Annotated in this window: 13 protein-coding genes and 1 pseudogene; 3 read left to right on the top strand and 11 right to left on the bottom strand. The window is 61.4% G+C overall.

Annotated features, from left to right (window positions below):
- Position 1: 1 nt before the first annotated feature.
- The 3 genes from A4R35_RS03570 to A4R35_RS03560 all read right to left on the bottom strand — a co-directional run bounded on the left by A4R35_RS03570 (position 2) and on the right by A4R35_RS03560 (position 5093).
- Positions 2-1942, bottom strand: coding sequence for an ArnT family glycosyltransferase (locus tag A4R35_RS03570; RefSeq protein WP_146747099.1), 1941 nt, complete (start codon positions 1940-1942; stop codon positions 2-4).
- Positions 1943-2300: 358 nt separating this feature from the next.
- Complete coding sequence (locus A4R35_RS03565) at positions 2301-3275, bottom strand: threonine ammonia-lyase (protein ID WP_112426610.1); 975 nt, start codon at positions 3273-3275, stop codon at positions 2301-2303.
- A gap of 411 nt (positions 3276-3686) precedes the next feature.
- The gene (locus A4R35_RS03560; RefSeq protein ID WP_112426608.1) at positions 3687-5093 is read right to left on the bottom strand and encodes a solute carrier family 23 protein; all 1407 of its coding nucleotides are present in this window, start codon (positions 5091-5093) and stop codon (positions 3687-3689) included.
- Between the two features lie 823 nt (positions 5094-5916).
- On the opposite strand from A4R35_RS03560, the pseudogene A4R35_RS03555 reads away from it, so the two are divergent.
- Positions 5917-6528, top strand: a pseudogene (locus A4R35_RS03555) (TetR/AcrR family transcriptional regulator); the annotation flags it as partial.
- Between the two features lie 43 nt (positions 6529-6571).
- Here the strand turns inward: A4R35_RS03555 and A4R35_RS24585 are convergent.
- The 5 genes from A4R35_RS24585 to A4R35_RS03530 all read right to left on the bottom strand — a co-directional run bounded on the left by A4R35_RS24585 (position 6572) and on the right by A4R35_RS03530 (position 14148).
- On the bottom strand, positions 6572-7663 hold the full coding sequence (locus A4R35_RS24585) for a zinc-dependent alcohol dehydrogenase (protein WP_262982317.1): 1092 nt from the start codon (positions 7661-7663) through the stop codon (positions 6572-6574).
- Positions 7664-7845: 182 nt separating this feature from the next.
- Positions 7846-8970 (bottom strand): mannosyl-3-phosphoglycerate synthase, encoded by a 1125-nt coding sequence (locus tag A4R35_RS03545; protein ID WP_112426604.1) that lies wholly within the window; start codon positions 8968-8970, stop codon positions 7846-7848.
- A gap of 617 nt (positions 8971-9587) precedes the next feature.
- Positions 9588-10766, bottom strand: a complete 1179-nt coding sequence (locus tag A4R35_RS03540; protein WP_146747098.1) for a helix-turn-helix domain-containing protein — start codon at positions 10764-10766, stop codon at positions 9588-9590.
- 267 nt (positions 10767-11033) lie between these two features.
- Entirely contained in the window at positions 11034-12239 is a 1206-nt protein-coding gene (locus A4R35_RS03535; protein WP_112426600.1) for a glucosaminidase domain-containing protein, read from the bottom strand.
- 118 nt (positions 12240-12357) lie between these two features.
- Positions 12358-14148, bottom strand: a complete 1791-nt coding sequence (locus A4R35_RS03530; RefSeq protein WP_112426598.1) for a glycosyltransferase family 39 protein — start codon at positions 14146-14148, stop codon at positions 12358-12360.
- Between the two features lie 293 nt (positions 14149-14441).
- Between A4R35_RS03530 and A4R35_RS03525 the strand changes: the two genes are divergently transcribed.
- Together A4R35_RS03525 and A4R35_RS03520 are read left to right on the top strand one after the other, a co-directional pair.
- Positions 14442-16721, top strand: a complete 2280-nt coding sequence (locus tag A4R35_RS03525; RefSeq protein WP_112426596.1) for a glycoside hydrolase family 3 N-terminal domain-containing protein — start codon at positions 14442-14444, stop codon at positions 16719-16721.
- Positions 16722-16857: 136 nt separating this feature from the next.
- The gene (locus A4R35_RS03520) at positions 16858-18429 is read left to right on the top strand and encodes a glycoside hydrolase family 43 protein (RefSeq protein ID WP_112426594.1); all 1572 of its coding nucleotides are present in this window, start codon (positions 16858-16860) and stop codon (positions 18427-18429) included.
- Positions 18430-18595: 166 nt separating this feature from the next.
- Here the strand turns inward: A4R35_RS03520 and A4R35_RS03515 are convergent, their stop codons facing one another.
- From A4R35_RS03515 to A4R35_RS03505, 3 genes are all read right to left on the bottom strand, one after another.
- Positions 18596-20536 (bottom strand): methyl-accepting chemotaxis protein, encoded by a 1941-nt coding sequence (locus A4R35_RS03515; RefSeq protein ID WP_112426592.1) that lies wholly within the window; start codon positions 20534-20536, stop codon positions 18596-18598.
- An 84-nt stretch (positions 20537-20620) separates the two neighbouring features.
- Complete coding sequence (locus A4R35_RS03510) at positions 20621-22426, bottom strand: ABC transporter substrate-binding protein (RefSeq protein ID WP_112426590.1); 1806 nt, start codon at positions 22424-22426, stop codon at positions 20621-20623.
- Positions 22427-22457: 31 nt separating this feature from the next.
- Positions 22458-24653, bottom strand: a complete 2196-nt coding sequence (locus A4R35_RS03505; RefSeq protein ID WP_189361279.1) for a methyl-accepting chemotaxis protein — start codon at positions 24651-24653, stop codon at positions 22458-22460.
- Between the last annotated feature and the right edge of the window lie 153 nt (positions 24654-24806).

Raw genomic sequence — 24806 nt, 5'->3', positions numbered from 1 at the left:
TTCAGGCTGTTGAAGGGTCTAGGCCGCTGGCCGCTGAGGGCGGGGCTGGTGCTGAGGATGATGGCCGGGGCTGGTAGACGAGGTAGCCGACGAACTGATAGAGACGGTAGGTCTGTGTGGCGCCGGGGGAGACGAGCACATGGTGCTGGAAAAAGCTGGCCTGCCGACGTCCCGTAGTGGCATCGAGCAGTCCGTCGGCGACAGGAAAGACATAGGCGGGCGAGGGCGCCCTCTCAACAATCAGACGATATGGTTCATAGCGGTTAAAGCCGGGGTGCAGCTCAGCGTCGAGGACGCTGCAGATGATGCGTTCCTGGCTCAGGAAGACGAGCCAGTTGCAGGTCCAATATTCAGAATAAACCCGTGTGGCGCCAATAGTCTCCAGATCGTGAATTAAGGTCAGCCGCCGCTGGTAGTCGGCCTGGGACGCGGGAATGGCCGCGAAGGTGCGGGCGGTGCCGACCACAAAGGTCAGCGCCACCAGCAGCAGGAGGAGCGTCGAGGGAAGCACCGTGACCATTCTGGCCCCGTGGTCACGGGCGCCGGTGCTGGTGGGGCGGAGCTGCCGCCTAGTCTGGCAGATGTGTTCCAGGGCCTGGATGCTCCGCTGCCAGAGCGGCCAGAGCAGGACCGGAAGAGCCACCAGGGCACAAGTCAGGTAGCGGAAGGTGGTATCCGGCGAGACGGCGGCTACGGGGGCAATGGCGTAAAGGGAGAGTGTCAGCCCAACGCTTGCCAGCAGAGCCAGTTGCGTGCACAAGCGAATCGTCTCCTGCCGGGCCTCACTCACCCCGGGTGATTTTTGCCCGGCGCTCGCGAGATGCGCATAAGGAGAGTGATGGCTATGATGGCTGAGCCAGGGTAGTGACAGGTAATGAACCTGGCGGAGACGGCGCAGACAGAAGATGGCCGCCAGCAGAGCCAGCACCACGTAGGCGGCTCCCCAACCCATTTGAGCTGAGACGCAGAGCCAGGTCTGCGAAGTCGGTAGTCCCCAAGGCGGAATAGCACTGAGCGGGCAGCGCGGCTGGTAGCCTGTGGCCCACGGGAGGGCGATGAAGAAGGCTCCGCTGAGCTGGTGGAGGACAGTCAAATGGCGAGCTGCTAGCTCGTCAGCGCCGCCGTGATGGATAGACAGCAGCACGGCTAGTGAGTTCTGGCTGAGCGGCGCCGTCAGGTTGTAGTAGAGCAGCGGCTCCGCCCCGATCATCATCCCCAGGAGCAAGCTCAGGCCCGCACGCCCCCACAGCTCGCGCCCGCAGAAAAGCGCCAGCAGCGCCAGCGCTGCCAGCACGAATGGACCAATCAGGAAGTCAATCCACAAGGCCAGGCCGATACTGATCCCAAGCAGGAAATAAAGCCCCACTCGCCCCCAGGCGGGTAATCGGTGCTGAGCGCTACCCGGCTGGAAGGAGCATGCCAGCCAGGCTGAAACCAGCAGAATCAGAGGCGCGAACATCAGCATCTCAGGGTATTCTCCCACCGCGCGCAGCTGGAGAAAGAGCAGGTCCCCCGAGCCAAAAGTAAAGAGCAGGAGGCAGGCGAAGGCAAAAGCTCTGTCATAGAGGAGGCGCACCAGGCCGTAGCTGCTCAGCAGAAAGCCCGCAACGAACGGCAGCAAGGCCAGGCGCAATGTGAAAAGCGAAGGGCCGAAGAGACGGAAGAGAGCGGCAGCGACATATCCTTCGACTGGTCCCATATAAGGTAAACCATAGAAGAAGATAGGATGATCGCCCTGGAAAGCGACGTGAAGCGCCACCAGGCCCATGTTGGCCTCATCGCTATTAGTAACAGGCCAGGGGGAGCGAATCAACAGGAAGCGTAGCATCAAAGCGAACAACAGGATCAGCGCCACGGCAATCCATTCCAGGGTAGAGCGAGAGAGGAGTCTGGTATGTTGGGAAGATTGCGACGAGGTAGCGAGCCGCTCAGTGAGCCTCATTCTCTCGGTTCTCCGTTGCTGAAGATGGTGCATGCTGCGCCCCTGATCTCCAGCCCCGGTCCAGACAGTTCGGAAACAGACTGTCCAGCTAGCTGGCACATTACCTGGGGACTGGACCGCGAAGCGCCGGTCGGTCGATCCTATCGCCTGTGCTTTGTCATGTCTCTCCTCAGAAAAGAGGAACGAGTTTGATCGGAAGTGGGTCACGTCCCCGTACTGCGCTGCTGAGAAGGCTGTCGCCTGCTGGTCAGCGCCGCGGCTCTCCCCCCCCGGACAGCATGGCCCCCTCCTGGCAGCCAGGAAGGCAAGGAGAGCAAAGGAGACCAGCCAGTCCCGGACTGACTGACTGACTGGATCATCAGGGCCAGTTGCTCAGGGCTTGGGCGTAGAGCGCCGGGTCCACGTTGCCGCCACTCACGATGCAGCAGACACGCCGACCGCGGAAGCGCTCCGGGTGCAACAACAAGGCTCCCAACGCCAGAGCGCCTGTCGGCTCAACCTTCAGGTTGGCCACCAGGAAGAGGCGGCGCAGCGCTTCCAGCGTTACCTCATCTGGGACCTCGATGATCTCCTCCACTCCCTGGCGGATAATCTCCCAGTTGAGTCGTCCCAGCGAGAGGGTGCGTGCTCCGTCGGCAACCGTCTCCGGCTCCATCTCATTGGAGAGCAGCTGTCCGCTGCGCAGCGAGCGAGCGGCATCGTTGCCGGGCAGCGGCTCTGCGCCAACGATGCGTGTCGGACGTCCAAGAAAGTCACGAGCAATGATCTGACCTGAGATCAGTCCACCTCCTCCGACTGGTACCAGCAACACATCGACCTCGGCCTGGCGCAGGATCTCCTGCCCGAGGGTTGAATTGCCTGCTACCACGCGGTAGTCGTCGTAGGCTGGGGCGATGAAAGCCTCGGGCTGTTCGCAGGCCAGCTGGGCCACGCGCTCCTGACGACTGACGCGGCGCACATCGGTCAGCTCGACTCTTCCTCCATAGGCCTGGACAGCTTCGATCTTCACGCGGGCCGCCGTCGAGGGCATGACGATCGTCGCCTCTTTCCCGAGCAAGCGCGCTGCATAGGCCACCGCTTGCCCAAAGTTCCCGGAGGAGGCGGCGATAATCTGCCGCTGAGGAACGCTGGCCAGCAGCTGGTAGGCGGCGCGGAATTTAAAGCTGCCCGTATATTGAAAGGTCTCACTGGCGAGTAGCAGCTGACAGTCCAGGGCTTCGGAGAGACGGGGAACGGGTAGCAGCAGGGTAGGACGCAGGTAGCGTGGCAGCCTCTGCCACACCTCTTCAACGTAGGCTGACGTCAACTCGGGAGCCAGATCATAGCTGTGCATAGCGCGTGTAAACTTCTTTTCTGGGCAGGTGGCAGGTTGTCAAGATTGGCCATGATTGGCCATGACCAAAAAGAAAAGACAAGAGGAGCGCCGCCCTAATGGCCTTCCTTCCCTGCCAAGGCGGCAGGATGGGATCGCAGCAAAGTATCTCTACGACGCTCCTTTTGTCATTGTACCATTGCGGACAGACGGAAGACAAGATACCTCTGCCGTAGCTACTCAGACAGGCTGGCCTCCTCCTCGCGCGGGCTAAGGGATCAGAGCCAGAGCCGCAGTGCGGCTCTGGCTGTTGAGTTGTGTCTGGCGGTGCGATGGCGTACGCTCACCCACTCTCCCCGATTCTCTTCCCTCCACCCAAGGTAAGACCAGGAGGCTGCCCTGAGCCGAAGCAAAGCGAGCGAGCAGACAAAGCTATGGGCGCTGCTCCGGCGGCTCTGGCTCCAGCGAGCGCTCGCCTGCCGGATTCAGTCCCACTGCCGCATCGGCTGTCACCGTCTCCTCTGGCTCCGGCGCTGGCTCACGCAGGATCTGGTAGAGGATAATCGACCCGAAAGTAGCCACCCCGATGGCGCTCAGCTGGAAGCTACCGATATTGAGCGCCAGATTCCCGGCCCCGACGATCAGGGCAAAGGCCACGGTGATCAGATTGCGGCTCTTTGAAAAATCCACACGGTTCTCGACCCAGATGCGTCCACCAGTAGCCGCAATCAGACCGAAGAGCACGATCGCCAGGCCGCCGATCACTCCAGAGGGGATGGTCATGATCAAAGCGCCGAACTTCGGACAGAAGCCCAACAAAATGGCGACAACAGCAGCAATGATGAAAATAGCGGTAGAGTAGATACGAGTGACCGCCATAACACCAATATTCTCGGCGTAGGTTGTCACTCCGGTACCTCCCCCAAAACCGGCGACGATCGTAGCCAGGGCGTCACCCAGGAAAGCGCGGCCCAGATAGCGATCCAGATTGCGCCCTGTCATGGCCGCCACAGCCTTCACGTGACCAGTGTTCTCGGCCACCAGGATGACTGCCACTGGGGCGATCAGGGCTATGGCGCTGGGTGAAAAGGTTGGCGTTGAGAAGTGGGGGAGGCCAATCCAGCTGGCCTTCTCCAGCCCTGAGAAGTCGATTGGCTTGCCCAGGTGCAGACCATTAGCAAACAGCAGGTAGATCAGATAACCGATGATACCGCCGAGCAGAATAGGTAAGCGGCGCAAGGGACTGGGCAGAAAAACGGCCACGAAAGCGACCGCCAGCACGGTAATGAGGCCCATCCAGGTATCGAAAGCTGAGCCGCTGACATCGCTTACGGCCACCGGGGCCAAATTCAGTCCAATGACAGCAACGACAGCGCCGGTCACAACTGGGGGCATCAAAATATCGATCCAGCGGTAGCCAGCAGCAATCACGATCAAGGCAATGATACCGTAGACTACCCCTGCGGCGATAATACCGCCCAGAGCTACCCCGATGTTAGGATTGAGGCCCGGGCCGTGGAAGCCGCTGGCGAAGCCAGTGGCGGCCAGCACCACTGCGATAAAGGAGAAGCTAGAGCCAAGATAGCTCGGTACTCGTCCGCCCACGACCAGAAAGAAGAGCAGCGTTCCGATGCCTGAGAAAAAGATGGCCGTGTTCGGATCGAAGCCCATCAAAATCGGTGCCAGTACGGTCGAGCCGAACATAGCCAGCACGTGCTGCAGCCCTACCAGAATGGACTGTCCCCAAGGAAGGCGCTCGTCGGGCGCAATGATCCCTTCGGTCTTGAGTGTCCAACTGCTGAAATAGCCGCGTTTCTCCGCGGTGTCTCCTGTTGCCATGTGGAAAACCCTCCTCATAGAAACAGTTGGCCAAAGGTGGATGCCGGACTCGATAGAAAGAAAAAGAGGGTAGTTTGTAGAAGAATGCGCTACCCGGAGTGTGAGCGAAGCTCTGAGATGATCGATGAGGTTGCGACCAGATCGGTGGGACTAGATGTGAGCGCTATGGCCTCCTTTCTGGCACCTGCGCGGCGGGCACAGCTGGCAGGAGTGACCGCGGACCAAGCAGGCAGGGCCTATTTCCTTAGATTATACCCTATTCTGACCCCAAATGCGAGACATCACCTGGGGCTACAAGCAGGCCAACCTGACTCATCTAACGCTTCTCGGCCAGAGTAAGGGAGGTAAAGGAGCTGGCTACCTTCCGCGGGCAACTGGAAAGCGGAGGCCGCCAGCGCGAGGTGATGGTTTTTGACAGACAGTGGTTGCCATTCCCGGCCAATCCTTGTGCCTGATCACGACCCTCCTTCGCCTCCTCGCCTGCTGGCGGAGGTGGCTCTAACGTCTCCACCCCTGGTCTACGTAGCGCTACTGGGGGCCAGTCGAGCGATTGGGCCTCGCCAGCCGGGCTGACTGGCGGCCTGTGTGATAACAGCCGGGCCGACGTTCGGGAAGTCCTCTGGTAACGGCGTATTGCTCTTTCTCCTGAGTGAGGCGCCCGGCGCCTCTTTCTGTCCTGTGCACTGGGCAGGTGAGGGCTGCTCTGCTAGAATAGGGGCAAAGCCTGGTACAGAGAGGACAATGGCATGGCAAGCCCGGCGCCAGCAGAGCAGCCACCGAAGCGTTGTCGAGCTGTGCCTGGGCAAGACAGCCAGAGAAGGGCATGAGGCCATCTCGTGATCAGCAGCCAGAGAGGAAGGATCGAAGAAACGTGAGAAACAGCCAGCTGAAGCGACAGAGCAGCGAGACCCTGAGCGGTCAGCTGAGCCACGGCGAACCCCGCTCCGTCAGAGAGGCCATCCTGACCGCCGCCGTTGAGCTATTTGCCCGCTACGGTTACCATGCGGCCCCGTTGCGTGACATCGCCCGTATGGCCGGCATTCAGGCGGCCAGCATCTACTATCACTATGCCAACAAGCAAGCGCTGCTTGTTGAGATCATGGAGACCTACATGCGCCACCTGAATGCCAACCTGGAGCGCATCATACGCGAGCAACCAGGGCCGCTGGAGCGGCTACGGGAGGCCATCGCTAACCACATCCGTCTCCACACCAGCTTCAAGAACGAATTCTTCATCATCGATACCGAGATTCGAGCCCTGGAAGGAGCCAACCGTGACTACATCATTGCTCTGCGCGACCACTACGAGCGCCTGATTCAGGAGATCCTGCGTGATGGCATGGAGCGGGGGGTCTTCAAGCGGAGCGACATCAAGGTCACCTCCTACGCTCTGATTGCCATGTGCACCGAAGTCGCCACCTGGTTCCGTCCGGGCGGGCGACTCAGTGTGCAACAGGTCATTGACCTCTACAGTCAACTCATTCTCCAGGGTCTGCTCTGCGAGGGAGGTCCCGAGCGAAGGCCGGCGGAATCAGAGCATACTTTACCCCCTGCTTCTGGAGCAGCAGGTGAAGGGCCGTCACGGCCTCAGTCAGGGGGAAGCGAGCCGTGATGAGGGCTTCGACCGGAATCTGCCTGCTGGCGATCAGCTCCAGGGCGCGCGCGAAGTAGGTAGGAGTATGGTGGAAGACTCCCTTAAGGGTCAGCTCATCGTAGTGCAGCGGGCGCGTCTCCAGCGAGATATGCGTTCCAGAGGCGCACCCCCCGAAGAAATTGACCAGGCCGCCACGGCGCACCAGGGAGGCTGCCAGCTCCCAGGTCTCGGGTGTACCCACGGCCTCGATTACCACATCGGCTCCGCGCCCCTCGGGCGTAGCAGCTCGTAGCAGAGCGCACTGCTCCTCTGAGGAGAGGGAACCGGTCTCAAAGACCTGTTCGGCGCCGAAATGGCGGGCGAGGGCCAGTCGTTGCTCGCCGTGTCCACTGACCAGAACCCTGGCCCCCCTCAGACGGGCGGCTGCCGCCAGCAGCAGGCCCAGGGGGCCAGCGCCGATGATCAGCACCGTGTCACCGGGCTGGATCTCGCTCTCCTCAACCCCATGCAGGGCGCAGGCCAGCGGCTCTGTCAGGGCAGCCGCTGTAAATGAGAGGCCCTGCGGCAGGCGATAGAGATTGCGCTGCACAATACGTGCCGGGACCAGCAGGTACTCAGCATAGGCTCCATTCAGCAGTAGCAGATCCTCGCACAGGCTGTAGCGACCGCGGCGGCAGTAGAAACAACGGTCGCAGGGAGCGGAGTTTGCCGCAACCACGGCGTCGCCCTCCTTCCAGCCCTGTACCCCCGGGCCGACAGCGGCCACGATGCCCGCGGCCTCATGGCCAAAGCCGGCGGGTGGGTGCTTGAATAAGAGGGGATGGCCGCGTACGTAGGTCTTGACATCGGTACCACAGGTAGTAGCCGCCGCAATCTGCAGAACAAGCTCGCCGGGGCCTGGCTCGGGGATAGGACGCTCCTCCAGGCGCACATCGCCCGGCGCATAGAACATCGCCGCCAACATCTGTCCAGGCATAGCGTATGACTTCCTCCCTTACCTCTCACGTTGCAGCTCGTTTCATTGTGGCCTCTCGGCGGGGGCCTGTCAAGGGGCGGGCGGGGGCCTGTGCTCCACCCCAACAGGCGAGTGTAGCGAACGTCGGACGCCGGGTCGCCGACGTGATCTCATCCACCGGCCAGGCGAGTAGACAGTGCGGGCTAGCTCAGCGAGGTCTCCAGCAGGCTATCGCTACCGCGGCCAGGGCTATCAACAGGCTCCAGCAAGCGATAGCGATCGGGGAGATCCTCTTCTCCGCTAAGGTCCAGCTCCTGTAGAGCGGGATAGACCAGCGGAGGGACCAGTGTCAGCTCTAGCTCCTCACAGAGACGCAGCAGCGCGTTCTCCACCTGGAGCGGGAGGTATTCTTGAAAGAGCAAGAGAGCGCCGAGACTCGCCGCGATCATCTCACGGATATGATCCTCATCGCGCTTGGTATGAAAGTGAGGGCTATGGGAGTGATACTGCTGCAGCAGCGCCGTCGCGGGGGTTGGATAAAGCGGGCTGGCCTTGAAGAGCAAGTCGAGGAGCAGGAAGGTTTCCACAGCGAAACCGGAGGCGAAACGCAATGTTTGGGCCGTTGTCAAGGTCATCCCCTGCTCTCCGGCGTTAGAGGAGGTAATAGTCTCTGGGAGACCAGACCAGGACTGACAGAGTAGGGAGACAATTGGCGAGACCACGCTCGTGCAGCGGCCAGCGCTGGCCTCGACCAGGGTGCCATTGCGCAGGCCGGGCTTGGCAGCCCAGCAGATGCGAATATTATGCAAGGTCCCACTGGCGTGGTAGGCGTAAGTTGTATGCGCAGCCATGAACAGGCGGCCCATAGCCAGCGTATACTCCAGCAAGGCACAGGGGACCAGATTATCGGCGTCGTAGAAAACGAGCCAGCGGGGAAAACGCAGCAGGTAGGCCAGCAGCGTTCCGAGATACATTCCCTCCCCCTTCCCATCGCGCACATGGCCGCTGCTATCCAGAATATGGGCAACGCCGTGGGCGCGCAGCAGTGTTGCCAGGACGTCGTCCTTTTGGTGCACCACGAACAGCTGACGGTGGGAGGCCAGTCGGGCCCGCAGGCCCAACCTGAGCATCTCATACTCCTCTGGGGGGCAGTTGGTCACGACAATGATCGGACTGTTCACTGGCAGATACCAGAGTACTCCGGCCAGCGTCTCCAGGCTCTCGGACTTGTGGGAGATGATGAAGGCGGTGTGGGCCAGGAAATGGGAAAGATCGTGGAGGTTGTGCTCTTCGAGAAGATGGGCAAATCGGATGGTGTCAATGAGCATATCGCTTGCTTTTCCTTTCTAATCGAGAGGAGTTGCGTCTGTCGCGACCGGAAAGATTCGACCATCTGTAGAGAAAAGACGCACGGAGGGGGGCTTTCATCTCATCGAGGCCGGCAAGAGCACGGAAAGGTATGGACCGAGCCGCTATCGGCTCCGCTCCCGACCGCTAAGAGAGTGAGCCACTCCCCCGGGCACCGCCATTCTGCTTCAGAGGCAAGGGCGGTGACCCAACCCTGGCTAGCAACCTCGCTAGCCAGCCAGAAGGGAACTCTGCCGTACAGTAATACGTTCGCCTCCCAAAAGGCGCGCCGCGTGCCGGCTCAAAGTACTACTGGCTGCTTACTAGGATGGATGGATAGGCGGAGAGTTGAAACAGCCAGGCAGTAGACAAAGGCAAGAACCACTCCTGTACGGCTTTGCATGTGCTCCTCGTCGCCCCGGGCGGGGGATAAAGGCCCCAAGAGTGCGACCCGGGGTGCCGAGAGAGGACGAGGTGGGCATCCGACCAGGGAGCGAGGCCCCCCACGCAGGTGGGCCGACGCCGGGCCGGGGGCCGAATGGGGAGAAAGGAGACAGGTGCTGTCTCAGCTCCCTCCTTCCTTCCCAGCTTACTCCGCTCAGAGAGAGCCATCGTGACTATCGAAGCCAACGGAGGGGGGACTGGGAGAGAAGTGCTCCAGGAATCGGTAGAGGCGCCGTAATTGGCGCTCGTGTTCTCCTTGTTGCTGTTCGACATTCAAATAGAGCTGCGAGAGCAGCTCGTAGCGCTGGGTCTGCTCATTGAGGCGCAGGAGCAGTGTTCCCAGTTGCTCCTGTTGTCCGGCCAGCACCCCCAGCAGCTCCTGCTGGGTCTCCTGTTGATCTCGGCGGCGCTCCTCCAACTCCCGTTCAAGATAGCTGAGCTGAAGTCCCTGCTGATCTTGCCGATCATGCTGTTGCTCCACGCGCTGGCGCTGCTCGGCTACCTGAGCCGTCAGGAACGTCATCTGTTGGGTAAGTTGTCCCAGAGTATGCGCCATCTGCTCCTGCTGAATACGCTGCTCTGCCAGCTGGGTAGTCAGGTGAAGTATCTCTCGCGTGAGCTGCTCGTGGACTTCAACCTCCTGTTGCACATGGGTCGTCAGGGCCTCGATCTGCTGGCGAAGCAGGATGAGCGTCTGCTGCCACTGCTCACTGGTCTGCTGTAATCGCTCCGTCAGCTCTTCGAGTTGCTGCTCCAGCTCAGTCTGGCGGGTGCTGTTCTGGATCTGGAGGGCGGCGATTTCATCCTCAAAGGAGGTTTGCAGCCGGGTCAGGGCCTCATCGACAGCCAGCCGCTGTTGCGCGGAGGCCTCCTGCTGTTGCTGAAAACGTGCCTCCAGTCGGCTACGCAAGCGTTCCAGGGCCTCATGCTGGCGCTGGGCCTGCTCGCGGACGAGCCTGCGCAGGGCAGCCATCTCCTGAGAGACAAACTCGGGGGAGACGACCGGATGGGCTTCCCGAGGGGCTTCCGCGGCTGGCCGCTCGGGTAGCGAGCGCTGCTCTGGCTGACCACCCTCGTTCCTGACTGGAGCGGGAGTCTGGACCGTGCCCGCCGAGGCAGCAACGCTAGCGTTGAGCAAGGCCAGATCGCTAGCGCGGATCAGGCGTAGCTGGCTCCTGCTCTCTAGCGAGTGGCGACGTACTGGCAAGAGGCCTTGACTGATCCAACGTTCGATGGTCGCCTCACTCTGCCCGCTCGTACGGGCGGCCTGGCTAACGGTTAACCAGCGATCTTCAGGGTTGGCCAGCTCGTCGACGAGGTGTTCCTGCTGCACGGCTTCTTCTGTCCTTGCAGGCGAGTCTTCCTGCATGTGTTCCTCGAACATGAAAGCAACTGCCTCCAGCTATCCGCTGGTCTCAGTATATGTTGCCAGCCCGGGGACGTCAACAGCAGAAGGCAGGAGGCTGGTCTCGACTAGTACGAGTGGCTAGTTGAGGTCAAGGCTGAGAGGAGGGATAACCCAGTGGTCCAGTCTGAGTGATAGGCTGGACCAGGTGAGGCCCGAGGCCGGAGCAGGCAGAAGCGCACGCGGCTTGCCAGCCTACTGTTGTGGGCTGGTGCCCTGCGCTTGCTGCTCCTGCCCGGCTTGCTCGCTCTGCTGGCGCCAGAGGGTGACCTGGCGCTCAACCATCTGGATAAAGGTTTTCACGACCAGGGGATCACGACTCTGGGCATAAGCTGGGACGAGCTGTCCAACAGTGCCGAGGCCCTGCTGGTCCAGGTAGTAGTTACGCACATAACGGAACCAGTCGCGGATGCCGTCCTCCCAGCTCTGGTAGCTCCGGTAGCCACTCAAGGAGCGGCAGTGGCAATCGGCAGTGACTGGGGCATGCAACAGGCCGGGCGAGTGGGTGACACGCGCCAGGCCCACGGTGCCGAAGGTGCTATCGTGCAGGAAGAATGCCAGGGCATAGACGGGGTCGATCCCCATCTGCTCTCCAGTCTGGTAGATCAGTTGGGCGTCGCCAACCAATGGTGACTGGTATTGGGTCAGCAGGCTGGCGATGAAATCGACCGTGACCGTCGGGCGCCCCTGGAGCGCGTAGCCATCGGCAGGATAGGGCACGGCAGTGGCCCCATTGCCGGCTGAGGGCCCGATTGCCGTTGGTGTAGGCACCGGTGTCGGCTGTTGGCCGGTACTACTTGCGTTCGTTGCGGGAGTCGTTCCACTGACCGGACCAAAGAGCCGCAGTTGCTCGCTGCGCCAGGTGTCGACCGCTGCCTCGACTGCCCGGATGTAGCCCGTCACGTCGTTGTGATCAGCCGCCGGGGCATAGCGCGGAATGATCTCCTCGACGGTGGTCAATCCCCAGCTATCGATGTAGACGGTGCGAATGAGCCGATACCAGGCGACGAAGCCGGCCTCCCAACTGGGAAAAGCTGCAAATCCATCGATGCAGGCGGCATCGGGAATGCAGCGCAGGTTACCCAGCGAGAGCGTCGTCTGGGCGATGCCCGCTGTCCCAAAGGTGCTTTCGTGGAAGAAGAAGGCTAGGGCATAGACGGGGTCGATCCCGTACTCGATCCCGTCGTCGTAGAGTGCCTGGCCTTTGCCAGCGGCTGGTGAGTGATAGCTGGTGAGCACGAGGTCGATCAGAGCGGGACTGACGGAGGGTGGTCCCGCAAGGACGTAGGGGCTAGCCGGCTGCGGCGCGGCGCGCAACGTTGCGCTCTCCGAGGCAAAGGAGGTAAAGCAAAAGAGGAGAAGCAAAAGGCTAACGATGAGAATTTTGCCGATTCGCTGCATGCGTCCGCCTTTCGTTATGGCCTCTCTTCCCCTAATGATACCCCATTTCGCTCAGAAAAGGCAGCCCCCCTGTAAAAAAGGTGGGGGGAGGTCAAGCGCGGTTGACGAGCCGGGCCGGTCAGGTTTGTCCCTGGCGTAGATAGAGTACAAAGCCAGGAAGGTTCACGCGCCGGTAGTGGCGGCTGGCAAGAGTATTGGCCTGACTGCTGAGCAACGGGAACTCGCCGTTCTGGGCGTCGCTGAAGAGATAGGCAGCTCGGGGGTCGGCACTGACCTCCTGGTAATAGGGGGGATAGCGCACCAGGTCATTGCGCGTGAGCCAGGGATTAATGGTTGCGCAGATCACCTGCTCCTGGCTCACAAAGGTCAGGCGGTCGCAGATCCAGTAACCGGAATAGACGTGACGGACCCCCCAATGCTCCAGGGTGGCTGCCAGAGCAACGTATTGCTGCTGACGCTGAGCGGCGCTGGAGATCTCAGGGAGGTTGGCAAGGGTACCCTCCAGGAAGGCCAGAACAAGCAAGGCCAGGGCTGTCCCGGCGAGTAAGCGCTGGGCACGGGCGTAGACGCGTCCACGGTAGGCGGCAGTCTCGAGTAATAATGAAGGCTGGTCCTGGAAGGCGTTGCCGATGCCTGGGTGGAAGCTCTGTTGAAAGAGGTAGACCGGGGGCCAGATGAGGGCAGGGGTCACGATCAGCAGGCCGACCAGGTAGCGCATGCTCTGAGGACGCTGCGCCGCTGTCAGGCTGACAGTGTAGCTCAGCAGCGTGATGAGACCTGCGAGCAGCAGGAGCAGGCGACTGGCATGCAAGGCCCATGCCCGTCGCTTCTCTCTCCTCAGATGGGCCTCCTTTGAGGACTGCCAGAGCTGCCAGAGGTGGCGCAATGACAAGAAGAGGGAGCTGGCGAGCAGGAGGAGAAAACCAAGGCTCCAGCCGCCGTAGAGGGCGGCGCAGCTAAGGCTCTGGCCATGCTGCCAGCCGTAGAAGGGCAGGGCGTCCAGAGAGCAGGTCGGCGTCATGCCGGTGGCCAGGGGCAAGCTGTAAAGAAAGGTGCCAGCCAGTTTCTTGAGCCAGAGCTGCAGACCCGTAGGAGGTATCCCGGGATAGCGATTCTGGCTATAGAGGGCCAGGAAAACGCTGAGCGAGTCCTGGCCGGCGGGAGCCCGGAGATTGTAGAGAATCAGCGGGAAGGCCCCGAGGGCCAGACCGGCCAGGAGGAGGAACGGCAGGACCGGGTACCTTAGCCATTCACGCCAGCTAAAAAGCACCAGGAGAATCGCCGCGCACACGAGGAAGGGTATCACCAGCCAGTGACTCCACAGACCCAGGCCGGCTACAAGTCCCCAGGCGAAGGCAGCTAGCAGACGCCTCTTGGGCCATGACTCCCCTGGCACTTCCGGCTGAGTCTGCGCCAGCCAGGCTGCCAGAAGCATGGCCAGCGAACCAAAAGCCAGGGTCTCCACAGCTCCTCCAACGGCGCGCATTTCGGGGGTCAAGACATAGCGTGGCGCCAGGCTGAGCAGCACCAGCGAGAGGAGGGCCACCATGCGCCCGTAAAGCAGCCGGGCTAGCTGGTAGAGAGCGAGCGCAAAGAGGAGGAGAAAGACCAGCATGGCCAGGCGCAGCGAAAGCAAGGAGGGGCCGAAGAGGTGAAAGAAGACGGCAGCCACGTAGGCCTCGCCGGCCCCCATATAGTTTTGCCCATAGTAGAAGATAGGCCAGTCCTGGCCACGGGCGATATGGAGAGCCATTAACCCCATCGTTCCTTCCTCGCTGTCGGTGCCGGGCCAGCCAGCAAGGCTGAAGCCCAGGCGTATCGCCAGCATGGCGACGATGAGAGCTGGAGCGGCGAGCTGCTCGCCTGCTCGTCGCAACTGCATACGCAAGGGTGATAAAGAGGCCATCATTCCCCTTTCCTTGCAGAAGAGGACAGAGACGAGGCACCTGCCTGCCCAGGGGCAAGGATTGCCTCTCGGCTCTCTACCTTGAGTGAATCTATTCTAGACGACTTGCCGTGCGTTGCCTAGACGATTGGGCGGAAAATACCGGCATTGGCTGTCTTGCTGTTCCTCTCCCCCGGCTTGACCGCCAGGAAGCAAGAGGGGACCGATCGACGGTTGCCGACCACGAGATTTTGGTGAGGCAATTCAGCTATACTGTGTCGTATCAAGGCTGATGACGGAGGAGAAGAAAGCTGACCATGAGCCGAGATGAATATGCTGGGCAGGTCCAACAACGGATCGACGCGTTGTTGGCCTCGATGACTCTCGAAGAGAAAGCCGGGCAACTCACGCAGTATTTCTACTTCCCGGGTTTCACCCTCCAGACCTCCTTTGTGGAGGAGGAGATCCGCTCTGGGAAGGTGGGGAGTCTTCTCTTCGTCGCCGACCCGGTGCAGGTCAATCGACTCCAGCGCCTTGCGGTTGAGGAGAGCCGCCTCAGCATCCCGCTGCTCTTTGGCTTCGACGTCATTCATGGACTGCGGACCATCTTCCCCGTGCCGCTCGGGCTGGCGGCCTCCTGGGACCCGCAGCTGGTCGAGCAGGTGCAAACGGTAGCGGCACGGGAGGCGCGCGCTGTCGGTATTCACTGGGCTTTTGCCCCGATGGTGGATATTGCTCGTGATCCTCGCTGGGGCCGTATCGTCGAAGGGGCCGGAGAAGATCCCTACCTGGGCGCGTGCCTGGCCGCTGCCCATGTGCGGGGCTTTCAGGGCGAGGGGATTGGCGCAGCCGAGCGCATAGCCGCTGGGCCGAAGCACTTTGTGGGCTATGGAGCTGCGCTAGGCGGACGTGACTACGATGAGGTCAACCTTTCGGAGAGTGAGCTACGCAACGTCTATCTGCCGCCGTTTGCAGCGGCGGTTGAGGCAGGCGCTGAAAACATTATGAGCTCCTATGTAGGGATTAATGGGGTGCCAGCGGCGGCAGATCGCCGGCTGCTCACCGAGGTGCTGCGCAACGAATTAGGCTTCCAGGGATTCGTGGTGAGCGACGCCAACGCAGTAATCGACCTGACCACGCATGGTCTGACTCGCGACGATCGCGATGCCGCTCTGCGGGCGCTGCAGGCTGGCCTGGATATGGAGATGTCTCTGGGTGTACAGTTTGGGGGTGAGACTGGTCCAGCGGCGCGTCCGGCGGCGTTCTCCACGCTGCCAGAGGCGGTGCGTGCTGGCCAGATCGAGGAGCGACTGCTCGACGAGGCGGTGAGACGGGTGCTGGCGCTCAAGTTCCGCCTGGGCCTCTTTGAGCACCCCTATGTTGATGAGACGCGCGCCAGCATGGTGCTCAGCTCGCCCGCGCATCGTGAGCTGGCACGCGTGGCTGCTGAGCGCTCGGCGGTGCTGTTGCGCAATACAGGTATCTTGCCGCTCGACCGTGCAGCGCTACGTCGACTCGCTGTGATTGGGCCACTGGCAGCAGATAAGCGGGCGACCCTCGGCCCGTGGGTCTTTGTGCCGGAGCTGGAGCGTACGGTCACCGTTCTAGAGGGACTCCGTCAGATGGCAGGCTCCACAGTGCAGATCGACTATGCTCCTGGGGTGCCGCTGCCAACCCGTCCCATCCCTTCGCCATTTGCTGCTCTCGACCAGCTCGTCGCAGACGCATCTCTGTCGGGGGAACCGTCATTGGACGAACGGGCCGAGTTCGAGCGAGCCATTGCCCTGGCCCGCTCGGCGGATGTCGCCGTGCTGGTACTGGGCGAGGCGGCAGACATGAGCGGGGAGGCGGCCTCGCGCTCAACGCTCGACCTGCCAGGCCGGCAGTTGGAGCTGTTGGAAGCGGTGGCCGAAACCGGGACGCCACTGGTCCTGGTGCTGCTCTGTGGCCGGCCCCTCGATCTGCGCCGTGTGGTTGAACGGACGGCAGCCCTGCTGGTGGCCTGGCACCCGGGCAGTGAAGGAGGCAACGCCGTGGCCAGGCTGCTCTTTGGCGAGGCGACTCCCGGGGGTAAGTTGCCCGTGACCTGGCCGCGCAGCGTAGGACAGGTGCCCTTGATCTATGCGCATCTACGCTCGCACCAGCCGCAGACCAGCGGGCTACGCTACTGGGAGGAAGAGAGCACGCCCCTCTATCCTTTCGGTTTTGGCCTCAGCTATGGTGAGGTGGAGTATAGCGATTTGCAGCTGAGTGCTACCTCGATTGGCCTCCACGATACGCTGGAGGCCAGCGTGGTGCTCCACAACCGCTCGCAGCGTCCTCTCGAAGAGGTAGCGCAGCTCTACCTGCATCAGCGCTATGGGAGGGCGGCCCGTCCGGTACGTGAACTGAAGGCGTTTGAACGCGTGAGTCTGGCCCCCGGAGAGAGGCGTACGCTTCGCTTCACGATCGGGCCAGAGGCGAGGCGCTACTGGAGCGCCGCCGCGGGAGCCTATGTGCTCGATGAGTCCGTCTTTGACGTTTGGGTGGGCGGCTCGTCGCAGGCCTCCTTGCACGCCGAGTTCACTGTGCAGACCGACAGCCAGGTTGGCCGCTGACCCAGCCCGCGGAAGGCAGCGATCCCGTGGGCGCTGGTTCCGAGGCAGGCGGCCTGCCTGGTCTGGGTCAGCGCTCCTCTGGCTGGTCGGCGTTTGGTAACAGCGTCTGGAAGGACCATAAAGGTGCATACAGACCATGCAGGTGCAAAATCCGATCATTCCTGGTTTCCACCCCGACCCGAGCATCTGCCGTGTCGGCGATGACTACTATCTGGTTACCAGCTCCTTCGAGTATGTTCCCGGTGTGCCTGTCTTTCACAGCCGCGACCTGGTCCACTGGCGGTGTCTTGGCTATTGCCTCACTCGCCCTGAGCAACTGCCCCTGCCGCGGAGCGAACCGTCGCTGGGGATCTTTGCCCCAACCATCCGCTTCCATCAGGGCACCTTTTACATGGTCACCACCAATATGGACCTGCAGGCAGAGAGAGGAGGAAGGAGCAACTTCTACGTCACCGCCCGCGACCCGCGTGGCCCCTGGTCCGATCCGGTCTGGCTGGAGCAAGGGGGGATTGATCCCTCGCTCTTCTTCGATGATGATGGTCGAGTCTATCTGACGAGTACTGCAGAGGGTCAGGAGCAGGGCATCCAGCAGAGCGAGATCAATCCGGTCACAGGCCGGCTCTTGACGCAGCCCCGCCTTCTCTGGCGAGGAACTGGCGGTGCCTACCCTGAAGGCCCGCATCTCTACAAGATCAATGGCCGCTACTACTTGATGATCGCCGAAGGAGGCACCTCATATGGCCATATGGAGACGCTGGTTCGGGGACCAACGCCGTGGGGGCCGTGGGAAGCCTGTCCCCACAATCCTATCTTGAGTCATCGCAGTCTGCTTAGCCCAATTCAGGCCACTGGCCACGCCGACCTGGTGCAGGCCCGGGACGGCAGCTGGTGGCTTGTCTGTCTGGGGATCAGACCTCAGCCCTTCACCGAACTCCATCAGCTGGGGCGAGAGACCTTCCTGGCCCCGGTAGTCTGGGATAGCGGCGGCTGGCCACACGTCGGCGAGAATGGACGGCTCAAGCAGACCTTCGAAGGGCCACAGCTGCCTCCGGTGTCCTGGCCTGCCCGTGCCACGCGTGATGACTTTGATCAGCCCACACTCGGTCTCGACTGGAACTTCCTGCGTTGGCCTCCCCCAGACAGCTGGTCGCTGGCCGCCCGCCCTGGCTTTCTGCGTCTGCTCGGCAACGCAGCCACACTTGATCAAGGCTGTGGCGTGGCCTTCGTGGGAAGACGACAGGAGCATGGGCAGTGCATCGTGACAGCGCAGCTCGAATTCGTTCCTCAGATTGAAGGTCATGAAGCCGGTCTGACCGTCTGGATGAACCGCGAGCACCACTATGAGATCGCTGTCCTCTGTCAGGAAGGAGAACCCTGGGTCATTGTGCGCCGGCGCATCGGAAGCCTGGCGGCCATCGTCGCCCGCGAGCAGGTAGAGGCAGGGCCGATCACCCTCGGCATTCGAGCTGTCCAGCCGACGCAGCCCGCGTTCGGTGCCGTCTCCCTCTATCTTTTCTCGTATGCTCAAGGTGAGGCAGGGGGGCGCGAGTTGGCCCAAGGTGAGGCTCGCTATCTGACCTCAGAGGTCGCTGGTGGCTTCACAGGCGTCTACTTCGCCCTCTATGCGACGACCAACGGAAGGAGCGGCACTGCAGTCGCCGACTTCGACTGGGTCGAGTACCAGCCCGCTCCTGACTTCGCCTCCTGAAGTCAGCGACTGTGCCGCTGAGGAGCGCGGGACCGGAGGGGGAGAGGGAGGGAGGTCAAAGAGCCTGCCAACCTCTGGTCCCGTCCTCGACTCTGGCCCTGCTCTCAGTAAGCTCATCCGGCTTGCCCCTCGCGGGCGCTGGCTAAGCCAGTCGTGGCCGTATCGTTCAGGCAGTGCTGCCCTCGCGCAGACGGAAGACCTCGACCGAGCGACGCAGGTACTCGACCCGCTGCGCCAGTGCCTCGACATGCTGCGACGCCTGGCGCGTATTCACATTCATCTGACGGGTCGCCTGGGAGAGGCGCTGCATGGTTTGAACAATCGCGGTAAAGGCCTGCAGCTGGCGGGCCGTCATATCTGTAATGCGCTCAATCTCACGTGCTTGCAGCTCGACGGCTTCAGAAATCGTCTCCAGGGCAGCCCCAGCCTCCTGAGCACGATCAGCTCCAAAGGCGCTTTCATGCTCTGTGGTGCGCATCGAACTTGTCACTGCACTGATATCCTGCCGTACCCCATCGACGATCTGCACGATCGAGCGCGCCTGGCTATTGGCTCGCTCGGCCAGACGCTGGATATCAGCCGCTACCGCTCCGAAACCGCGCACTGACTCCCCCTCGTAGGCCACCAGGGTCGCCGCATCCTGAGCCAAACGGTTCGTCTGCTCGACAATGGCTGAGATCACCTCGACGGTACTGTTAATAGCGCGCGAATGCTCGTCGAGCTTCTCAACCTTGGTAGCGGTCGCCTGGACATTCTCATAGATGCGCTTTAGACCTTCGAGCACCTGTTGGACGGCCTGGCGACCCTGGCGCACATGCTGAAGCGACTCGTGAGTACTTGACTGCAGCATATTGGCGCGCTCAGCGATATTGCGGCTGGAGGAGGCAATGTGCTCGATCTCGCGGGTCGCGCGGGCGATCTGCTGCAGCTGCTGGTCGCCTGTTTCTACCAGGCGCGCCAGAGCATCGACGACGACCGTTGTTGAGATGGCCACCTCGCGTGCTGCCCCTTTGACACGCATGACCAGGCTGCTCAGCTCGGCCAGCATATAGTTAAAGGCATTGGCGATAATCTGCAGCGTCCCGCCGGTCATCCGCGCGCGCCCGCTCAAATTGCCCTGGCTGACTCCGCTGACATCGCCGACCAGAGCCTCAATCTGCTTCTGCAAGGCATTGCGCTGATCTTGAATCTCCTGGATCAGGCGCACCATGTGATCGAGCATGCTATTGAGCGAGCGCGCCACCAGGGCGATCTCATCGCGGCCAGAGACCGGGGCGCGAACGCTGGTGTCGCCACGGGCGATACGGCGCGTTAGGCGAGCCAGCTGGCCCAGGGGGCGGGCGATTGTCCAGTAGACAAAGGTTCCGACCAGCAAGACCACAGCGATAATCAAGATGGCAGCCAGCGCGATCTCAATCGCCGTCTGTGTAGCCTGGGGGCCGGTCACCTCGACCACCTTGTCGCCGACGGTCTCCGTGAGATCGACAAGGTGCTTCCAGTCATTTTCCAGGGGGGTATAGACACTGTTGGCCTGTTGCAGCAGCTGGGTGGTCTTGCTCGTCGTGCTGGAAGATTGCAACGCTGCCAGCTCGCGATCTTGCGCTTGCAGGTAGTGCTCCCACTCACCTGACAGGATGCGCTGCAGCGTCTGCTGTTGGTCGCTGGCCAGGCCGCGGGTACTGCTCTCGCTCTCTAGCAGCGTGCGGATGGGGGCCATCTGCGGCGAAGTGGCCAGCTGGTAGTTGTGCTGGTAGCTTGTCAGGCCCTGGGCGAAGCTTGACTCCAGCGTTTTGATCTCGGCGGTCAGGCGCTGGCGCAAGGCAGCCAGATCAGTATTGGGGGCCCCAGCAATAGTAGTTGACACGAATGTCTGGGCCTGCAGGGCGATCAGGTCGGCATGCATATGCTGCAGGTTGGCCAGCTGAGTTGTGACCACGTGGACGGCATCAGTGCTCACCTGGACCGCCTGGCTGCGGCCATTAAGGGTATCGATATAGGCGCGTCCGAGCAGCCAGAGGATGATGCCCGGAATGACCGCCACTAGCATGGCCGCCAGAAAGAGGCGCCGCACAATGGGCGCCTGCGAGATCCATCTCATCGAAACCATCGCGCTCACGTTCCCTTCTTGCTTGCTTGTCTACACCTGGTCGTGCGCAGGGCAGCGATCGGACAAGTGGGCCGCTCGAACCACTCAGACATGATGCAGGGTGAGAGCCACCTGCTCATTATCGGGGTAGCTATAGGGGGACGGCACGGCGTAGGGATTGTGCTCATCGGGCCATCCCACAAAGCGAGCCGTGGTGTACTCATACCAGTTGACGCTGTAGAGCAACGGAATCGAGGGCAGCTGCTCCACCATAATGCGCTGCAGTCCAGTGAGGGCCTGCTGCTGCACTGTGGGATCGGTCGAGTGGGCATATTGAGCCAACAGCTGATCGGTTGTGGGGTCGCTCCAGCGCTCCCAGTTCGAGGGAGCAGATTTCCCGATCGGGGCCGTGTTGGCGCTATCGAGCAAAGCATCGTACAGATAGTAAGGAGAGGGGCCGCTATTGGTCCAGGAGATCGCGCTCTCAAAGGAACCCAGCTGCAGATCCGAGACATAGGTATTGAGCGGGAGCGCCTTGACCGTGACCGAGATGCCGATCGCGGCCAGATCCTGGGCCATCAAGGCACAATCCTTTTCCCAGTCGGTCCAGCCAGAAACGACCTCCATGCTGAAAGCCAGCCGTCGGCCCTCGCGGTCCACGAAGATGCCATCGCTTCCTCGCGTAAAGCCGGCACCTTCCAGCAAGCGAATGGCGCGCGCCCGATCGACCTGGAACGAGAGCGAGCGATACTGCGGAGCCAGGAATGAACGGTAGGCAGGCAGGACAATGCCCGTCGGATGAGGCGGCGGCTCGTAACCGTTCTCTCCCTCCTTCGAGAGACCCTCACGGTCGATCGCCAGACTGATAGCCTGACGCACAGGGAGCAGATTGAAGGGATAGCGGGCCGTATTGAGATAGAGCATGACGACAGCAATGGGAGGCAGCCAGTAACGGTTGTGAGTCGGATCACGTGCCACAAAGCTCTGGAGATTCGAACTAAAGAGGCCCGTCCAGTCAATAGACCCCTGGGCCAGGAGCAGGTCAGCGCTGGCATTGGAGACATAGGCCGGATAACGCAACTCGCTGATATACGGCTTGCCCGGCTGCCAGTAATGTGGATTACGTTCCAGGATATAGAGCGTGGGATCAAACGACTTCAGGATGAAGGGGCCGGTGCCGACCGGATTCGGATTAGCTTCGTGTACGGGATCTTTGACGTGCTCCCAGATATGGCGGGGCACGATGTAGGTCTGGCCGCCGATGTACCACTCCTCTGGAAACGATGGCTGCTTGAAAGTAATGACCACGCGGTACGGATCGGGGTTCGTCACCGCCTGGAGAGTGGTCCAGATGCTATGAAGATCCAGGGCCGGAAAGCGATGAAGCAAGTTGAGCGTAAAGACCACATCGTCGCTGGTAAAAGGCTGACCATCGCTCCACTCGACTCCGCGGCGCAGCTGGAAGGTGAGCGTCTTGAGGTCGCTAGACCAGGAGAAGCTGGTCGCCAGCCAGGGCTTCACCTGACCAGTCTCCTGGTTAAAGAAGAGCAAGGTCTCATAGATCATCCCCTTGGTCCCGCTGAGCGTCGAGTTATCGGCGGCAAAGGGATTAAAGAAACGCTGGAAGCGTCCATAGGGGCCGGGGACAATAGTTAAGGCTCCCCCATACTTGATCTGTGAACCTGGCTGGGTGCTACTGGTCGGCGCACTGCCAGGCACACAAGCTGTCATCACCAGCAGCAGGGCTGCAGCCAGCACCAGGAGCCGGGGAACACGCCAGCGCTGGCGCCTGCCGCGGTGTTGAGTCACCCGGAGTGGGCCAGGACCAGGCGAGGAGCCGCACCACGAAGCGAGACTGAGACTGTGAGGCTCACAGGTAGGGCGAGTGTGATCAGGGACAGTGCTGGGCATGGTGCATCCTCCTTGACATCAACATCAGATCCTACTGATAGGACTCGCCGTCGGAAGCTTGCGGCGGCTGCGGGACCCACAGCTGTGAAGAGGGTAAAGGGGTATTGGGGCTGGACCCTGATAGCCCCGTCGGTGGCAGAGGTGTCACTGCCCCGCTGGGAGGCAATGGGGTCTGTGGCGGGAGGGGCAGCAGGCCGGGCTGGGATTGGCTGAGCGGGGCACTCACAGGCCGCGTGCCTGAGCCAAGCGGAGAGATCGATCCTGTCGTTGTCAGGCTACGCCGCTCGCTTGCAACCGCTGTCGGGGCCGCTGACTGCTCACGTGAGACCCTGAAGGCATCGACAGAGATTCGCAGATGCTCAACCAGGGAGGCCAGGCGCTGCATATGATGAGTTGCCTCACTCAAGCGGGCCTTGTTCGTCTGCGTCAGATCGGCCACGTACTGCATAATCTGGACTGCCGCCGTGGCCAGCTCCATCTGTCTGGTCACCAGGCTTGTGATATCGGCGATGTCGCGGGCCTGGCGCTCAACGGTGGCAAAGATACCCTCCAGGGTGCGCTCGATGTCCTGAGAAACCTTGCTTTCCACAGTGGTCTCGCGCTGGGTACGCTCCATAGAGGTAGCAGCCTCGGCAATATCCTCCTGGGCATTGCGCACGATGCGCGCGATGTTATTGGCCTCCAGCTTGGCCTGCTCAGCCAGCCGGCGGATGCGTACGGCCACAGCGCCGAACTCCTTGCGTCCCTCGCCGGCCATCGCGGCCTGGATAGCTGAATCGAGCGCGAGGCGGTGGGTCTGGTAAGCCAGGCTGAAGATGACTTCCACAATATCGTTGATCTCCTGTGAACGTTCGCCCAGGCTGCGTACACGCTGTGTCGTTGCCTGCACATGGGACTGAATGTGGCCGAGGCGGTTAATCGCGTCCCAGGTGGCTTGATGCCCACCAGTGGCGCTGCGCTGCGTGTCCTGAGCGATGCCTTCCAGGATCTGGGCGTGTTGGGCCACCTCCTGACTCGCCAGAGCCATCTGCTCCACCCCGCTCGCTGCCTCATTGATCTGCTGAATCTGAAATTCCCCGAGCTGGCCGAGGCGAGTCATCTGTTCCAGCGTGAGCCGGGTCGAGGTCTCCACCTCGCGCGCCACCTGCTTGATACGGATCACCAGGCCCTCCAGCTCGCTGATCATGTAATTGAAGGAAGAGGCGAGCACTCCCAGCACATCGCCGGTCACATCAGCGCGGATGCGCAAATCGCCCTCGCCAACCCCTTTCACCTCGCTCGCCAGATTCCCGATGCGCGTTTGCAGGAGATCGCGCTGCTGCTGCGTATTCTCCATCAATTGGACAATGGTGTCGAGCATCGTATTCATTGAAGCAGCCACACGGGCGATCTCGTCGCGTCCGCTGAGCCTGGCGCGCGCCATCGTATCGCCCGCGCTAATGCGCCGGGTGAGCTGGATGAGCTGGCGCAGTGGACGGCTGATCGTCAAGTTGACAAGGTAGCCAATGGTAAAGACAAAGAGCATGGAGATGGGGATGGCGGTCACGGTCCCAATCAACATGGGGACGGTCTGTGAGGGACCAACGCGTACGACCTCGGTGTTGACTCGCTCGGCAATGTCTACAATGCGTTGCCAGCTCGCTAACAGCGGCGTATAGAGCTGATCAGCCTTCTGCAGGAGCTGGGCTGCCTGGGCCAGGGGCATGCGTGTATCGAGGCCGATCAAAAGGTCGTCCTGGGCGGCCTTGTACTGGGGCCATTGATGCTCCAAAATAAGGTCGAGCAGCTGCTGTTGCTCACTAATAATAGTGGTGTGCGGATCATTATCAAGCAAAATCTGCCGGATGTCAGCCATCGCTGGGGCAGTGGCGAGCTGGTATTGTTCTTGATAAGCCACACTGTCAACATCGAAGCTCCCTTCGATGCTGAGCACCTGCAGGATGACGTCCTCTTCTGCGCGCGTCACGGTAGCATCGCTGGTGCTATTGGTGGTGACACTTGGCAATAGGGCCACCAGCAGCGCGTGCATACTCTGCAGGCGCGCTAGCTCGGTGGTGGTGATCTTGATGGTCTGGTTACTGATCAGGACAGCTTGCCTTCCCGACTCCAGGGCATGAAAATAGATACTGCTGAGGAAAACAATCGCAATAAAGGGAATGATGGTTGCCCAGGCGAAGGTGGCAAAGAGCCGTAGGGAAATCGGCGTGTTACTGATCCATCTCGGCATCTTCCTGGCCTCCTCTCTTGCGCTCGGCTCCGTCGCGCTCTCTCTGCCGCTTGCGGGTTCGCTCGCAGGACCACATGCGGTCATTGACGTCAAACGCTGCCAGTGATGTTGAGCTAAGTATACAATATCAGTAGTCATGGAATTCCTAAATGG

Origin of the sequence: Thermogemmatispora tikiterensis, assembly GCF_003268475.1 — a bacterium.
GTDB classification, from domain to species: Bacteria; Chloroflexota; Ktedonobacteria; order Ktedonobacterales; family Ktedonobacteraceae; genus Thermogemmatispora; species Thermogemmatispora tikiterensis.
This window is presented reverse-complemented; position numbering and strand designations above follow the sequence as displayed.

Excerpts from the sequence above, each read along its gene's own strand:
- A4R35_RS03535 (WP_112426600.1), bottom strand. The coding sequence starts at position 12,239 with ATGCAGCGAATCGGCAAAATTCTCATCGTTAGCCTTTTGCTTCTCCTC.
- A4R35_RS03560 (WP_112426608.1), bottom strand. The coding sequence starts at position 5,093 with ATGGCAACAGGAGACACCGCGGAGAAACGCGGCTATTTCAGCAGTTGG.
- A4R35_RS03570 (WP_146747099.1), bottom strand. The coding sequence starts at position 1,942 with ATGAGGCTCACTGAGCGGCTCGCTACCTCGTCGCAATCTTCCCAACAT.
- A4R35_RS03505 (WP_189361279.1), bottom strand. The coding sequence starts at position 24,653 with ATGCCGAGATGGATCAGTAACACGCCGATTTCCCTACGGCTCTTTGCC.
- A4R35_RS03525 (WP_112426596.1), top strand. The coding sequence starts at position 14,442 with ATGAGCCGAGATGAATATGCTGGGCAGGTCCAACAACGGATCGACGCG.
- A4R35_RS03565 (WP_112426610.1), bottom strand. The coding sequence starts at position 3,275 with ATGCACAGCTATGATCTGGCTCCCGAGTTGACGTCAGCCTACGTTGAA.
- A4R35_RS03520 (WP_112426594.1), top strand. The coding sequence starts at position 16,858 with ATGCAGGTGCAAAATCCGATCATTCCTGGTTTCCACCCCGACCCGAGC.
- A4R35_RS03530 (WP_112426598.1), bottom strand. The coding sequence starts at position 14,148 with ATGATGGCCTCTTTATCACCCTTGCGTATGCAGTTGCGACGAGCAGGC.
- A4R35_RS03545 (WP_112426604.1), bottom strand. The coding sequence starts at position 8,970 with ATGCTCATTGACACCATCCGATTTGCCCATCTTCTCGAAGAGCACAAC.
- A4R35_RS03515 (WP_112426592.1), bottom strand. The coding sequence starts at position 20,536 with ATGGTTTCGATGAGATGGATCTCGCAGGCGCCCATTGTGCGGCGCCTC.
- A4R35_RS03510 (WP_112426590.1), bottom strand. The coding sequence starts at position 22,426 with ATGCCCAGCACTGTCCCTGATCACACTCGCCCTACCTGTGAGCCTCAC.
- A4R35_RS24585 (WP_262982317.1), bottom strand. The coding sequence starts at position 7,663 with ATGCCTGGACAGATGTTGGCGGCGATGTTCTATGCGCCGGGCGATGTG.